This is a genomic window from Pleomorphomonas sp. NRK KF1 (genome assembly GCF_023721755.1).
In the GTDB taxonomy this organism is placed as follows: Bacteria; Pseudomonadota; Alphaproteobacteria; order Rhizobiales; family Pleomorphomonadaceae; genus Pleomorphomonas.
The window spans coordinates 328,408-343,075 of the sequence record NZ_JAMDLH010000003.1 but is presented as its reverse complement, the minus strand read 5'-3'; the positions used below and the strand labels follow the sequence as shown (position 1 = coordinate 343,075).

10 protein-coding genes are annotated in these 14,668 nt (G+C 64.3%); 1 reads left to right on the top strand and 9 read right to left on the bottom strand.

Annotated features, from left to right (window positions below):
• Positions 1 to 110: 110 nt before the first annotated feature.
• A complete protein-coding gene (locus tag M4J39_RS10930; protein ID WP_251727871.1) occupies positions 111 to 1,556 on the top strand; it encodes a HAMP domain-containing sensor histidine kinase in 1,446 nt (481 codons plus the stop codon).
• Between the two features lie 61 nt (positions 1,557 to 1,617).
• Here M4J39_RS10930 and nagB read toward each other — a convergent pair whose 3' ends face one another.
• The 9 genes from nagB to M4J39_RS10885 all read right to left on the bottom strand — a co-directional run bounded on the left by nagB (position 1,618) and on the right by M4J39_RS10885 (position 14,659).
• Positions 1,618 to 2,364, bottom strand: a complete 747-nt coding sequence (gene nagB, locus M4J39_RS10925) for a glucosamine-6-phosphate deaminase (protein WP_251727870.1) — start codon at positions 2,362 to 2,364, stop codon at positions 1,618 to 1,620.
• 108 nt (positions 2,365 to 2,472) lie between these two features.
• Positions 2,473 to 3,681: an ROK family transcriptional regulator gene (locus M4J39_RS10920; protein ID WP_251727869.1), complete on the bottom strand. Its 1,209-nt coding sequence runs from the start codon at positions 3,679 to 3,681 to the stop codon at positions 2,473 to 2,475.
• Positions 3,682 to 3,770: 89 nt separating this feature from the next.
• Positions 3,771 to 4,658: a helix-turn-helix transcriptional regulator gene (locus tag M4J39_RS10915; RefSeq protein WP_251727868.1), complete on the bottom strand. Its 888-nt coding sequence runs from the start codon at positions 4,656 to 4,658 to the stop codon at positions 3,771 to 3,773.
• Between the two features lie 52 nt (positions 4,659 to 4,710).
• Positions 4,711 to 7,257, bottom strand: coding sequence for a phosphoenolpyruvate--protein phosphotransferase (gene ptsP, locus M4J39_RS10910; RefSeq protein WP_251727867.1), 2,547 nt, complete (start codon positions 7,255 to 7,257; stop codon positions 4,711 to 4,713).
• A gap of 122 nt (positions 7,258 to 7,379) precedes the next feature.
• A complete protein-coding gene (locus tag M4J39_RS10905; RefSeq protein ID WP_251727866.1) occupies positions 7,380 to 8,522 on the bottom strand; it encodes a mannitol-1-phosphate 5-dehydrogenase in 1,143 nt (380 codons plus the stop codon).
• 68 nt (positions 8,523 to 8,590) lie between these two features.
• Entirely contained in the window at positions 8,591 to 10,513 is a 1,923-nt protein-coding gene (locus tag M4J39_RS10900; protein WP_251727865.1) for a PTS mannitol transporter subunit IICBA, read from the bottom strand.
• Positions 10,514 to 11,105: 592 nt separating this feature from the next.
• Positions 11,106 to 12,929 carry a glutamine--fructose-6-phosphate transaminase (isomerizing) gene (glmS, locus tag M4J39_RS10895; RefSeq protein ID WP_251727864.1) on the bottom strand — a complete coding sequence of 608 codons (1,824 nt, stop codon included), beginning with the start codon at positions 12,927 to 12,929 and terminating at the stop codon, positions 11,106 to 11,108.
• 161 nt (positions 12,930 to 13,090) lie between these two features.
• Positions 13,091 to 13,414: a PTS fructose transporter subunit IIB gene (locus M4J39_RS10890; protein ID WP_251727863.1), complete on the bottom strand. Its 324-nt coding sequence runs from the start codon at positions 13,412 to 13,414 to the stop codon at positions 13,091 to 13,093.
• A 225-nt stretch (positions 13,415 to 13,639) separates the two neighbouring features.
• Complete coding sequence (locus M4J39_RS10885) at positions 13,640 to 14,659, bottom strand: ABC transporter ATP-binding protein (protein ID WP_251727862.1); 1,020 nt, start codon at positions 14,657 to 14,659, stop codon at positions 13,640 to 13,642.
• Positions 14,660 to 14,668 lie beyond the last annotated feature (9 nt).

The window sequence follows — 14,668 nt, the reverse complement described above, 5'->3', positions numbered from 1 at the left end:
GGGCAAATATGGCGACGCGACAGAATTTTACCTTATTTCGGACGCGGGCCTCTTCCAATTTCTGCGCGAAGCGACAGATAGAGAGCATTCTTTTTTCGGAATCTCCCAGCATGGCCCAGACTGACACTTCCGACAGCGGCACCAAGCCGCACTTCCCGACCAAGCACACATTCAGTCTGTCCTTCAAACTCCTGATCTTCACGATCCTGTTCGTGATGTTCGCGGAAGTGCTCCTGTTCGTTCCGGCCATCGCCAACTTCCAGCGCACCTATATCGAATCGAAGATCCGGACCGCCGGAATCGTCGCGCACACGCTGACGACCTACCCGGAGACGGCGCTGCCCCGCACCATACAGGCCGATCTGCTCGACCGGTTGGACGCGTATGCCGTCGCCGTGCGGTCGGAGGGCATGAAACAGCTTGTCGCCATGGCGGACACGCCGCCGACGGTCACGCGCAGCATCGATTTCGACAGCCAGCAGACGCATGGCATCGTGATGGAGGCGATGGACACCATGCTGTTCGGCGGCGACCGCACCATTCGCGTCACCGGCACATACGACGGCGAGGGACAGGTCGAGGTGGTGTTTTCCGAGACCCACCTGAGAGACGAGATCCTGCACTTCGCCGGACGACTGCTTCTGGTGTCGTTCCTGATCTCGGCCTTCGTCGGCGTGCTCGTCTTCTTCTCCATCCAGTATCTGATGGTCATTCCGATGCGGCGCCTGGGCAAGTCGATCTACAAGTGGTCGCAGGAGCCCGAGAGCGACGCCTATCTGGTGCGCTATGGCGGGCGGACGGACGAGATCGGCCGCGCCGAGTTTGCCGCCGCCGCCATGCAGCAGCGCATCCAGGAGCTTTTCAAGCAGCAGAAGCGACTGGTCGAGCTGGGGCTCGCCGTATCCAAGATCAATCACGACCTACGCAACCTGCTCGCCTCGGCCCAGCTCATTTCCGACCGCCTGACGATGATCCCCGACCCGTCGGTCCAGCGCTTCGCGCCCAAGCTGGTGTCGGCGATCGACAGGGCTATCAACTACTGCCAGTCCGTGCTCGCCTACGGCAAGGCGCAGGAAGCGCCTCCCTCGCGCCGGCTGCTGTCGCTATCGCGGCTTTGCACCGACGTCGCGGAAATGACAGGCCTCGTTCAGCATGCCAGCATCGAGTGGGTGAACGCGGTGCCTGAAGATCTCGAGGTGGATGCCGATTCGGACCAGTTGTTCCGGGTGCTGCTCAACCTTGTGCGCAATGCCGCGCAGGCGCTCGAACAGTGCAAGGACGACGTGGTGGTTCGCCGGCTCACGGTATCGGCCGAGCGCGACGGCACCAAGGTCAGCATCCGGGTTTCCGATACCGGTCCAGGCCTCTCGGAGAAGGCGCGCGAGTCGCTGTTCAAGCCGTTTTCCGGCTCGGTGCGCACCGGCGGCACGGGTCTCGGTCTTGCCATCGTCGCCGAGCTGGTCAGGGCGCATGGCGGCACGATTTCCTGCCTGGACGGGGGCCCGGGAGCCACGTTCGTCATCGATATCCCGGACCGGCCGGCTCTCGCCGCCTGAACATGCAAAAGCGGCGACGCCCTGAAAGCGCCGCCGCCCAAATGGTCGTCAATGCGACGCCTTACTCCGCAGCCAGACTCTCACCTGTCACGCCGGCTCCGCTCTCCGCATCCAGCCACCAAGTGACGTTGGCATGGCGACGCAAGGCCGTTGCCGGACAATCGGGGCCGATGGGGCCCGTGAGTGCCGCACGCACCGCGTCGCGCTTGGAGGCGCCGGTGGCCAGCACGATGATTTCCCGGGAGTCGAGAATTGTGCCGATACCCATGGTCATGGCCTTGGTCGGCGGCAGCTTGCCGTCGAAGAAGGCCGAGTTGGCTTCCAGGGTCGACGCTTCGAGATCGACAACGCGCGTGCGGGCAGCAAAGTCGGCGCCGGGCTCGTTGAAGCCGATGTGACCATTGCGGCCAATGCCGAGAAGCTGCAGGTCGATACCACCTGCTTCGCGCATCATCGCCTCATAGCGGCTGGCGAAGGCGGCGGGATCGTCGGCAAGACCGTCGGGCACGAAGGTTCTGGCCTTGTCGATGTCGACGAGATCGAACAACTGGCTGTCCATCGTCGACCGATAGGAGCGCGGGTCTTCCGGCGGCAGGCCGACGTACTCATCCAGGTTGAAGGACGTCACGCCGGCAAAGCTGACCTCGCCGGCACGATGCAGCGCGACAAGTCGCTCGTAGACCGGCTCCATGGTGGCGCCGGTGGCAAGCCCCAGAACGATTTTCGGCTTGGCCTTGAGGCGTTCGGCGATGCGGTCGGCCACGGCATGGGCCGCCGCGACGGTGGTGGAAAATTGGTTGATCGACATCTCGTACTCCATCGACCGGCCGCAGCACGGCAATCGTCATCTCTTGATGAGATGATGGCGACGGATAATTAGTTCGTCAAGATGCCGAACATAAAATTTCGATGACGATCAGCCGTGGGCGGCGGACGGCAAACGCAACGGCATGGGCAAGTCCGCCGGACTGAACAGGAGATTGTGTGCCTGATTGAGAGCGATGGCGACGGCCCCGGTCAGCGCGGCGCGGGCACCGAGCGCCGACACCTCGACGACGATCGGCCGGCGGCTGACCTGCGGCAGCTCGGCCCTGATCCAGTCCACCACGCCCGGCAGACAGCCGACGATGCCACCGACCACGATCTTCCTCGGCTCAAGCAACGCGTGGACGGCGACCATCGCCAGCGCCGCGGTACGAGCCAGGTCGCGGGCTGCGGTGACGGCAGCCTCGTCCTGCCCCTCCAGGGCCGCGGCAAAAATGTCGGACGGGCTCGATGTCTTCGCGCCGCCGAGTGCCCGGTAGCGTTCGCGGATGCCACGCCTGCCGATGGTGCTTTCAAGTGCGCCGCGCTCCAGGCTGTCGGAGGCGGTCGGATCGCCACCGATCGGCAGGAAGCCGATTTCGCCGGCAGCCCCGCTGGCACCCCGGATCAGTCGTCCTCCCGTGAGCGCGCCAAGGCCGATGCCCGTCCCCAACGAGACGAAGGCCACCTCGTCGACCCCAACGGCGCAGCCTGTCCAGGACTCTCCGATCACTGCCGCGTTGATGTCGTTCTCGATCACCACCGCGCAACCGAGTTCGGCCGACAGCAGGGTACGGACATCGACATCGCCCAGTCCCTCGAGATTGGGCGACAGCGACAGCCGTCCACTCACCGGCTCGACGACGCCCGGCATGGCCACCGCCGCCACCAGGACCTTCTGCCTATCGACACCAGCCTTGGCGATCAGTTCCGCAGACAGACGACCGAGCGCCGACACCAGCGCCGTGCCCGTGAGATCGTCCGACGGCGCTTCCTCCGATGCGAGGATGTCGCCGACAATGTTGGCGAGCGACAGGCGCAGCGACGTGACGCCGAGTTCGGCACCGATGACATAGCCGGCCGAGGGATCGACCTCATAGATGACCGCGGCGCGGCCGACCTTGCCCGACGTGACCCCCTTGATGCGGACGAACCCGCCGCTTTCCAGCACGCGGATGACTTCCGACATGGTCTGCTTGGAAAGGCCGGTGATCTTTGCAAGGGCAGCCCGAGAGGTGGCGCCGGAGTTGAGGAGCACGTCCATGACGGCGCGCACCGAGATCTGGCGCAGCACCGGCGTTGCGGTATCGTCTGGGATCATCGGGCCGGAAGTCTCCCTGGGAGCGTCACGGGATCGATCCATACACCCAAAACCGCCGTTTCACAGCCCCGACGCACGGTGTCGAACACTTACGTCTTGGCGACGGCTCCGGCCTGCACGGAGTTTCGATACTCGGTCGGCGTCCGGCCCACCACCTTCTTGAACACCTTGTAGAAATAGTTGAAGTCGTTGAAGCCGCAGCGCTGGGCGATCTGTGACAGCGGCAGATCGTATTTCTCCAGCATGAACTTGGCCTTCCCGATCCTGACCTGCGTCAGGTAATCGGAAAAGGTCATGGCACCCTGTTCCCGGAAGACGCGCGAGAAATAGTTGGGACTGATGCGCAGGTGGGCGGCAACCGTGTCCCGCGTGATCAGACGATCGAAGTTCTCCTCAATGTAGAGACAAGCGGCGCGGAAGAAGGCCGAGGATTGCCGATCTTCCTCCGGCACGGGATTGGCAATCAGGCGACGGGCGTACTCAAGGATCGACTGGGCCAGAAGGCGGGCGTCCAGGCTGTTTGCCCCCGCGTCGTCGCGGTGGCTCGTCATGGCCTCCACCAAGTGCTGCAGGGGGCCGTTGCCGGGAATCAGGCAGCTTCGCTTTTCGACCGACAGGAAGCGCCTCTCGCCCGCACTCCAGCGCACCAGGCTGACGCCGAGATGGGTGGCACCGAACAGGAGGCTCAGCACCTCGACGTCCTTGTCCCAGAGCGGCTGGTTCCAGCAGTTGCCCGGCACGACCAACGCTTCGCCAGGGCCGAGTTCGGTTTCCACGATCCGCGCGTTTCGGTCGCAGAGAACGTTGGTGTAGGTGCCGGCGATCACGACTTCGAAGCGGGCAAACTGCACTTGCAGCGCGCCAAGCGGCGGAGCGGCCGCGTCGAGGCCGAAGACGATGCGCTGCGGCCAACCGGTTTCGGCGGCAAGCGCATTCCCACGGGAAAAATCGTCGAGCGTCACATTGGCATTCAACATGGAGCGCCTCCTCCTTGCTTCGAGGATCGAAGAAGTGGATCGCAGAAAGAGATCAAAGCCCGGGCCAGCGCCGTGCCACCATCGCCCGCACCTCGGCCGCGGAATCGAGGGTCAGCGCCTCCTCCGCCACGGCGCGGCAGGTGTCCTTGTCGAGTGTCCGGATGAAGGCCTTGAGGTCCGGGATGCCGGAACGGGTGGCCGACAGACTGGTGACGCCGAGACCGATCAGGATGGGCGCGGCCGGCAGTTCCGAAGCGAGGCCGCCGCAGACACCCACCGGGCAGTCGTGCCGCGCACCAGCCGCCGCCGTATCGGCAATCGTCTTGAGAACCGCCGGATGCAGCGAGTCGATCTCCGGGGCGAGCTCGGTGTTGCCGCGATCCATGGCCAGCACGTACTGCGTGAGGTCGTTGGTACCGATCGAGAAGAAGTCGGCTTCCTTTGCCAGCTTGTCGGCCATGGCAACGGCGGCGGGCACCTCGATCATGATGCCGAGAGGCACATCGGCGGTCACGCCGAGCGCCGCCTTCTCCTCCTCGAAGATCGCCTTGGCCCAGCGGAGTTCGCCGATGTCGGCGATCATCGGCATCATGATGCGGACGACCGATACCGGCGTGACCTTGAGGATGGCGCGGAACTGCTGACGCAGAAGGTCGGGCCGCCGCCGGGAGACGCGGATGCCGCGCACGCCGAGGATCGGGTTTTCCTCGGCCGCCTGCTTGAGATAGGGCAACGGCTTGTCGCCGCCGATGTCGAGCGTGCGGATGGTCAGCGGCTTGCCGCGCAGCGCGTCGGCGATGGCCTGGTACTCGGCCTGCTGCTCGGCTTCGGTCGGAGCTGTCGGCCGGTCGAGAAACAGGAACTCGGTCCTGAGCAACCCGGAGCCCTCGGCCCCGAAAGCAAGGCCGCGTGCCGCGTCGGCCACCGATCCGACGTTGGCGTAGACGGGTACACGCGTGCCATCGGCCATCACGCAGTCGGTCGCCGCCGCCGCGCGATTGGCGGCGCGGCGTGTCTCGCGTTCGGCGGCCGCCTTGCGCGTGGCCTCGACGGTCGCTTCGGTCGGGTTCACCAGGATCTCACCGCGCTCGGCGTCGATGATGAGCGGCGCACCCTCGGCAATGCGGTGGGCGTCGGGGCCGACGGCAGCCAGCATCGGTACGCCGCTCGCCGCCGAGAGGATGGCGACATGCGAGGTACGGCCGCCCTTGGCGACCACGAAAGCCGCCGGCAGTCGGTCGCCGAAAGCCATGAACTGCGACGGCAGGAGATCGTCGGCGATGGCGATGGCGTCCTCGGGCAGCGCGAGGCTTTCGGGCGAGCCGCCGGCCAGCACCGTCAACACCTGCTGCTCAAGATCGACAAGGTCGGCGGCGCGCTCGGCGAGGCGAGCGTTGTCGAGCCCGCGGAGCAGGGCCGCCTGGGCGGAAATGGTGTCGGAGAAGGCCCAGCCGGCGCTCTTGCCGCGCGCAATGCGGTCGCGGGCGCCTTCGAGCAGCTCGGTGTCCTCAAGAAGCGCCGCGTGCGCGGCCATGATTTCGCGCTGCTGCTGCGTACGGCCCGATGTCGCCTGCTCCGTGAGGTGCTGGTGGACGCGAGCGATGGCAGCGTCCAGCGCCGCGCTCTCGGCCGCCATGTCACCGCCCTCTTCGACCGGGCGGGCGACCTTCTCCTTGAGATGGACGGCGTGACCGATGGCAAGGCCGGGCGCTGCGACCACGCCGGTCAGCTGCGGACGGTCCTCAGGACCGAACGGCGTGAGATCGACGGGCGCCTCGGCGGCGGAACCGGCCTCATCGACACCGGGCAGACTGTCCTGCCCCGCATCGACATAGGGCACGACCGGATCGCCGAGGCCGGACGCGATCGCCTCGACCACGCCATCCACAGCCGCCTCGGCGTCGGCACCTTCGGCCGCAACCAAGAGACGACTCCCCCAGCGGCTGCCCAGCGTGAGCAGCGAAACCGGACTCTTGGCGTTGGCCTTGCGCTCGCCGAGCACGACCTCGACCGCGCTCGCGTATTCCTTGGCCTTGGCCGCGAGCAAGGCCGCCGGGCGGGCGTGCAGCCCCTCGCTCATTTCCAGAATGACGCTCCGCTCGGCACGCTCGACCGGTGGTGGAGCCTCGACGCCAATCGGCATCACCGTCATGATCTCGTCGCCCAGGCCGACAATGCCGGCCGACTTGCGCGCCGTGACGTGAAAGGCGTCCTCGTTGGTGACGAGGACGGGCGTCGTCACGATGCCGCAGCTCTCGGCGAGCGCAGCAAGATCGAAACGGATGAGAAGATCGCCGGCCGCGACATGATCACCCTCCGCCACCATGGCCTCAAGACCGGCGCCACGCAGCGCCACGGCTTCGAGGCCGACGTGCACCAGAAACTCGGCGCCTTCGTCGGTCATGACCTTCACCGCGTGGCCGCGACGATGCACGGAGGTGACCGTGCCGGCAACCGGCGCATGCACTTCGCCGACTTCCGGCTCGATGGCGAGACCATCGCCCATCATGCCAAGCGCAAACATCGGATCGGGAACGTCGCCGAGAGGCACGATCCGGCCCTTGAGCGGAGCCCGGACGGAGATGGTGGAGGTGGTCATGCGCTTGTCTCCCAATACCTTGTGTCGAGGCAAAGCCTCCCCCTCCGCCGCCAAGTTCCGGCAGCGATCGGTGATGCGAGGAGGACGAGCGCTTGCAGCGCTCCGGTCACGCCTCGTGGGAACTAAATCTGGGCCGCGGCGGCGATCTCGGCAAGAACCTCGGCGGGAAGTGCGTTGCCGGAGAAGCGATCCACCGCCGCCGCGACACCAACTTCGGTAATGGCCGTCTGCATCTCGACGGCCTGGGGATCGCCGTCGTTGCGATAATGCAGAGCGGCGGCAATGCCCTTGACAAGGTTCGCATGCGGCAGGCCGTGTTCGAGCGTACCGAGGAGCGGCCGGATGAGCCGGTCGCCCTTGCCGAGCTTTCTCAAGGGCTCTCGGCCAACGCGAGCCACGTCGTCGCGGATGAAGGGGTTGGCGAAGCGGCCGAGGATCTTCTCGATATAGGCGGCATGCTTGGCCGGATCGAAACCGTAGCGGCGGATCAGGACGGCGCCGCTCTCTTCCATGGCGGCCTTGACGATGGCGCGAATGCCCTCGTTCTCAATGGCATCGCGAATGGTCGGCAGCCCCCTCTCGAAACCGAGATAGGCGGTAATGGCGTGGCCGGTGTTGAGCGTGAACAGCTTGCGCTCGACGAAGGCCATCAGATTGTCGGTCAGCTCCATGCCGGGAATGTCGTGCGTCCAGCCCTTGAGCTGCCCACGGTCCACGATCCACTCGGAAAACTCCTCGACGGTCACGGCGAGCGGTTCGCCCTCGACCGGCGGAGCAGGCGGCACGATGCGATCGACGGCGCTATCGGCGAAACCGACCTCGATCTCCACCACGGCGGCGACGGCCGCCGGCAGGTGACCGAAAATCGCCTCCTTGAGCTGCGTGGTGCCGCGAATGGTATTTTCGCAAGCAATGATGTTGAGCGGCGCATGCTTTCCAGCCGCAACGCGAGCCTCGAGACCGCGAGCGATCGTCGGCGCTATCTTAGGCAGAACCGCAGGCCCGACGGCGGTGGTAACGAGATCGGCAGAGGCAATGAGGTTGACGATATCGTCGCCGATCGACGAGACGGCGCTGACGCCGGTTACTTCCTCGCGGCGACTGCCGTTGCCCACGATGTCGACCGGATAGCGCCCATCCCTGGCAATCTGGCCGACCAGTGTTTCGTTGACGTCGGCGAAGGTGACTGCCCATCCGGCATCAGCGAGGATCTTGCCGATGAAACCGCGGCCGATATTGCCCGCGCCGAAGTGAATGGCTCGCATGGTCGTCTCCAAAGCTTGTCTTGGGAGGGGGCTGCCCTCAGGCAGCCCCCGGTTCTCAGAAGCCGAGGTCAGCCGAGATCGAGGATGCGCAGCACGTCGGCCGGGTTCTTCGTCGTCGCAAGGTGGGCGACCACCTTGGGATTCTCGAGAACCCTGGCAAGGGCCGACATGACGTCCATGTGCTCGTTGCCCTTGGCCGCGAGGCCGACGACGAGACGAGCCACATTCTCGGGTTCGGGACCGAAGAACACGCCGTCGGGATACTGGCAGACGACGATGCCGGTCTTCAGGACCTCGTTCTTCGCTTCGTTGGTGCCGTGCGGCATGGCCAGCGACTGGCCGAGATAGGTCGACACGATGGTCTCGCGTTGGAGCATGGCGTCGATGTAGCTCGGGGTGATCGCGCCCATCTCCAGAAGCTTGGAGCCGGCGAAGCGAATGGCTTCCTCTTTGGTGGACGCGGTGAGGCCGAGGAAGATATTTTCCTCACCGAGATTAAAAGATGCGCCACCCTCGGGCTTGCCGGCGGCCGGAGCCGCGGCGGAACCCGCCTTCGCCTTGATGTCAGCGACGATACGGTCGTAGGCCGAGCCGTCGAGGAAGTTGGTGATGGAGATGTGCGTCGCCTGGGGAGCTGCCCGACGAGCACGCTCGGTCAGGTCCTTGTGGGTGATGACGACATCCACATCGGCCGGCAACGCGTTGATGGCGACGTTGCTCGACCTGACGGCACCAAGGCCTGCCTGGTCCAGCTTCTTGCGCAGCATGGAAGCGCCCATGGCGGACGAGCCCATGCCGGCGTCGCAGGCGACGATGACCGAACGGACCGGACCGGAGATGGCAGCCGACGAGGCGGCGGCCGGAGCAGCCATGCCCTTCGATTCAGCCTTCAGGGCCTTCATGCGAGCGGTGGCGGCATCGAGGTCCTCGGAGGCTTCCTCCGTCCTGTCCGTCTTGAGCAGAACCGAGGCAACCAGGAAGGTCACGACGGCACCAAGCACCACGGCGGAGATGACACCGACAAAACCATCGGCCGGGGTCATGCCGAGCACGGCGAAGATCGAACCGGGCGACGACGGAGCGCGCAGACCGCCGCCGAGCATCATGTTGGCCGCCACACCGGTGGCGCCACCGGCGATCATGGCGATGATCAGGCGCGGCTTCATCAGCACGTAGGGGAAGTAGATCTCATGGATACCGCCGAAGAAGTGGATGATGGCGGCACCAGGAGCCGATTCCTTCGCGTTACCACGCCCGAAGACCATGTAGGCGAGCAACAGGCCGAGGCCCGGGCCCGGATTGGCTTCGATCAGGAAGATCAGCGACTTGCCCTGCTCAGCGGCCTGCTGGATACCGAGCGGCGTGAAGACGCCATGGTTGATGGCGTTGTTGAGGAACAGCACCTTGGCCGGCTCGACCAGGATCGAAGCCAGCGGGATGAGACCGGCGTTGATCAGGGCGTTGACGCCCGCGCCGAGGGCCGCCGACAGATTCTCGACGATCGGACCGACGATCGCGAAGGCGATCATAGCCAGGATCATGCCAAGGATACCGGCCGAGAAGTTGTTGACCAGCATCTCGAAGCCGGGGCGGATCTTGCCATCCACCATCCGGTCGAACTGCTTGATCGACCAGCCGCCGAACGGACCCACCAGCATGGCGCCGAGGAACATCGGAATGTCGGTACCGACGATGACGCCCGCCGTAACGATGGCGCCGACGACGGCGCCGCGCTCACCATAGACCAGCTTGCCGCCGGTGTAGCCCAGAAGGAGCGGCAGCAAGTAGGTGATCATCGGGCCGACGAGCTTGGCGAAAAACTCGTTGGGCAACCAGCCGGTCGGAATGAAGAGAGTGGTAATGATGCCCCAGGCGATGAAAGCGCCGATGTTGGGCATCACCATGCTGCTCAAGAAGCGGCCCACTTGCTGGACGCGTACCTTGAGGTTGGACGACGACCCGTCGCCCCCTGCGGTTCCGGTATATGCCATGTCTTGGAAACTCCTCCACGAAGTCCTGTCACGCCCCAGAGGGAAACCGACAGACCGAAAGACAAACGATCTAGCCGCCGCAATCGAGTTGCGTCGAAGAAATACTGGCCCTCGGGATGAGCCAGTCATGTCGTTTATCTCAGAAGCCTCTCCGCTCCCTCCATCCCAGCCCCGTATTCCACGGTCCAGGAGATACGAAAACACCGCCCCGAGCGTCTGACGACACTCGGACTCCAGCACACTTGAATAATTGTTCTTACGGGTCCTCGTTCGATTATGATGAAAACATGACATCACTATGAGTTAAAGTGGAAAGATATAAACACGACTGTAAAAATGTATCCTACGTTGACGCGACATGGCGCCGACCTTCGTTCATCACAACGAAAAGGCCATGAAATCCATTGATTTGGGATAATATCCGCGACTTGAAAATTGTATGATTGAGCCCCGCTCAAAACCATACTTAAGTCGACATACGGAGCACTCCGGCTCCCCGGCTTATACCTTTTGCCCATGGGAAAAGCGGCGCGCCGATCCCGAGAGACCGGCGCGCCGCCTTTGTTTCAACCGGAATCAGCCGGTTCAGCACTTACTCGACGGTGACGCTCTTGGCGAGGTTACGCGGCTGGTCGACGTCCGTCCCCTTGGCCACTGCCGTGTGGTAGGCGAGGAGCTGTACCGGCAACGAGTAGAGGATGGGCGCCACGAACGGATCGACCTTTGGAAGCTCGATCGACCAGCGCACCTTACCGCCAAGGCGGGCTACGCCGTCAGCATCGGAGATCAGCAGCACCCGGCCGGAGCGTGCCGCCACCTCCTGGACATTGGACAGCACTTTCTCGAAGAGAGCGTCCGACGGAGCGAGCGCGATCACCGGCACACCATCGTCGATCAACGAGATGGGGCCATGCTTCATCTCGCCGGCGGCGTAACCCTCGGCGTGGATGTAGCTGATCTCCTTCAGCTTCAGCGCTCCCTCGAGGGCGATCGGGTAGGCGGTACCGCGCCCGAGATAAAGGGCATCGCGGCTTTCGGCCACCATGCCTGCCAGCGCCTGAATGGCATCGTCGTGACGAAGCACTTCGGCAGCGCGGGCAGGCACCTCGCGCAAGGCAAGCGCCAGTTCGGCTTCCCGCTCGTGGGAGATGGTGCCGCGAGCTCGGGCGAAGGCCAGCACCAGACAGGCCATGACGGTGAGCTGGGTGGTGAAGGCCTTGGTGGAGGCGACGCCGATTTCCGGCCCGGCCAGGGTGTAGAGCACGCGGTCGCTTTCGCGGGCGATGGTGCTCTCGGGCACGTTGACGATGGAAACGATGTGCTGCCCGGCCCTTTTGGCGTGACGCAGGGCCTCCAATGTATCCAGCGTTTCGCCGGACTGCGACACGAAGACGGCAACGCCGCCCTTCTCGAACGGCGTGTCGCGATAGCGGAACTCGGAACCGATATCCACCTCGACCGGCAGCCGCGCCACCTGTTCGAACCAGTACTTGGCGACCATGGCCACGTAATAGGCGGTGCCACAGGCAACGATGGTCAGACGCGGCACCTTGGCGGGATCGAAGGGCAGTTCAGGCAGCGCGATGGCCCCGGTGGAAGCGGACACGAAAGCGTTGATGGTGTCGCCGATGACCTGAGGCTGTTCGAAAATCTCCTTCAGCATGAAGTGGCGGTGGCCGGCCTTGCCGATCAGCGCCGCCGAGACGTTGGAGACATGGATTTTGCGCTCGACAACTGCGTCGTCGGCGGAGTGGATCTCGGCCGTGGTGCGCGTCAGCACAACCCAGTCGCCATCCTCGAGATAGGCGAGGCGGTTGGTGAGCGGGGCCATGGCAAAGGCGTCGGAGGCCAGATACATGGCACCGTCGCCGTAACCGACGGCGAGTGGCGTACCCCGCCGCGTGCCCACCATCAGGTTCTCCTCGCCGGCAAACAGAATGGCCAATGCGAAGGCGCCCTCGAGGCGATGGAAGGCGAGACGGCATGCCTCGACGGGAGCCTTGCCCTGTTGGAGGTAGTCGGTGATCAGATGGGCGACAACCTCGGTATCCGTCTCGGTGACGAAGACATGGCCCTTCTGGGTGAGCTCGGCGGTCAGCGCCTGGTAGTTCTCGATGATGCCGTTGTGAACCACTGCCACCCTGTCGGTGGCATGCGGGTGGGCGTTCCCTTCGGTGGGGCCGCCGTGGGTTGCCCAGCGCGTATGGCCGATACCGATGGAACCAGCGAGCGGCTCTTCGGCGAGGCGCCGTTCCAGATTGACGAGCTTGCCCTCGGCGCGGCGGCGCTCGATCGAGCCTCCCACCAGCGTTGCGATGCCGGCGCTGTCATAGCCACGGTATTCGAGGCGCTTCAACCCTTCGAGCAATAGTTCAGAGACACCATCGCGTCCGACGATTCCAATAATTCCGCACATTGACGAACTAACCCATTGTTGTCCCGGAGGCGGATCTATCAAGCGAAACTCGCCCTGACGACCGCGCCTTTCATGGGAGGCGACCGTGTCACGCCGAATAACTGGCGACAAGTCAACAATAGTTGCCAAATTTTACAGAATTCTTGCCAGCCGTCCTGAAATCAGGGCCTGGGCAACGCCAAGGCTTCGGCCAGAACCGCTTCGGGGTCGGCGATGGCCCGCGCAGTACCGACTGTAAGCACCGGCACGCTCTGGAAGCGGTCGAGCCCCTCGATGTCGACATCGGCTGCAATGATGGCGGCGTGAGCACGACCGATGTCCTTGCGCGTCAGGACATCCTCACTGCCAAGGGCGCCCTGGGTTTCGACCTTGATCAGGTAGCCGAGCCGCTGGGCAGCGGCCAGCAGGCGCGTGGCGGCCATGTAGGTGAGCGCAACACCGGTCGGGCAGGCTGTGACGACGACGATCCGGGTGCCGTTCTCCATGTCGCCTCCCTTCCCTGCCGCCTGCGAATATCCCGCGAAACGCGCACTATCATTTCAGACCGCTCTGATACTTCAAATGCGCCAAAGCTGCAAACGGGAGGAAAGAGGACACTTCTCGGAAAGCTCGGCCCAAGACTTCGGCCCAGCCGTCATCGAGATCGCGAGCTCAAGGATAGAAGAATGCCCCAGGGCATCAAAGATGCCCCGGGGGAATGCACTTCAGTTTCAATGCGTGTTCCAGCGAACCGGACAAGACTCTCCGTCCGAATCGAAGCCATGTGACACCGCCGCCTGCGGCGCGAGCCCGATGGTTTCGCCGCCAGTGAGGGCCGCGTCGCCAACGGCGCGCACCGTCAGACGGCCAATCTCGGGAACATCCACATACAGGTAGGTGTCGCTGCCCAGCCTTTCACTGAACTGCACCGTTCCGGTCCAGTGGGGAGACGAGGTGACGATCTCGATGTGCTCGGGCCGGACCCCGAAGGTCGCAACGCCCAGGCGTGAAGCATATTCGCCCGTGATGAAGTTCATCTTCGGCGAACCAATGAAGCCGGCGACGAACAGGGTCTTCGGCCTGTTGTAGAGTTCGAGCGGACTTCCGACCTGCTCGATCGTGCCCTTGTTCAGAACCACGATCTGGTCGGCCAGCGTCATCGCTTCCACCTGATCGTGGGTCACGTAGATCATCGTCGCGCCAAGCCGCTTGTGCAGCTCGGCGAGCTCCACACGCATCTGCGTCCTGAGAGCCGCGTCCAGATTGGAAAGCGGCTCGTCAAACAGAAACACCTTGGGCTCGCGCACGATGGCCCGACCGATCGCAACGCGCTGACGCTGACCGCCGGAAAGCTCGCCCGGCTTGCGCTCCAGAAGAGCATCGAGCTGCAGCGTCTCCGCTGCCGCCTGGACCTTTCGGGCGATCTCCGCCTTGGGCTTGCCCGCCATCTTGAGGCCGAAGCCGATGTTCTGCGCCACGTTCATGTGCGGATACAGCGCGTAGGACTGGAATACCATGGCGATCCCGCGTTCGATCGGCCGTGCAAAGGTCACGTCTGCCCCATCGATCTCCAGCGTCCCTTCGCTGATCTCTTCCAGCCCGGCGGCTAGTCTCAACAGGGTCGACTTGCCGCACCCCGACGGGCCAACAAAGACCGTGAACGAACCATGAGGGATGAACAGCGACACATCCGGAATCACTTCCACGGCGCCGAAGGTCTTGTTCACATGCTTGAATTCGAGCGTTGCCATGGATGGTCC

Excerpts from the sequence above, each read along its gene's own strand:
- M4J39_RS10890 (WP_251727863.1), bottom strand. The coding sequence starts at position 13,414 with ATGGAGAACGGCACCCGGATCGTCGTCGTCACAGCCTGCCCGACCGGT.
- M4J39_RS10905 (WP_251727866.1), bottom strand. The coding sequence starts at position 8,522 with ATGCGAGCCATTCACTTCGGCGCGGGCAATATCGGCCGCGGTTTCATC.
- nagB (WP_251727870.1), bottom strand. The coding sequence starts at position 2,364 with ATGTCGATCAACCAATTTTCCACCACCGTCGCGGCGGCCCATGCCGTG.
- M4J39_RS10915 (WP_251727868.1), bottom strand. The coding sequence starts at position 4,658 with ATGTTGAATGCCAATGTGACGCTCGACGATTTTTCCCGTGGGAATGCG.
- ptsP (WP_251727867.1), bottom strand. The coding sequence starts at position 7,257 with ATGACCACCTCCACCATCTCCGTCCGGGCTCCGCTCAAGGGCCGGATC.
- M4J39_RS10930 (WP_251727871.1), top strand. The coding sequence starts at position 111 with ATGGCCCAGACTGACACTTCCGACAGCGGCACCAAGCCGCACTTCCCG.
- M4J39_RS10920 (WP_251727869.1), bottom strand. The coding sequence starts at position 3,681 with ATGATCCCAGACGATACCGCAACGCCGGTGCTGCGCCAGATCTCGGTG.
- M4J39_RS10900 (WP_251727865.1), bottom strand. The coding sequence starts at position 10,513 with ATGGCATATACCGGAACCGCAGGGGGCGACGGGTCGTCGTCCAACCTC.
- glmS (WP_251727864.1), bottom strand. The coding sequence starts at position 12,929 with ATGTGCGGAATTATTGGAATCGTCGGACGCGATGGTGTCTCTGAACTA.
- M4J39_RS10885 (WP_251727862.1), bottom strand. The coding sequence starts at position 14,659 with ATGGCAACGCTCGAATTCAAGCATGTGAACAAGACCTTCGGCGCCGTG.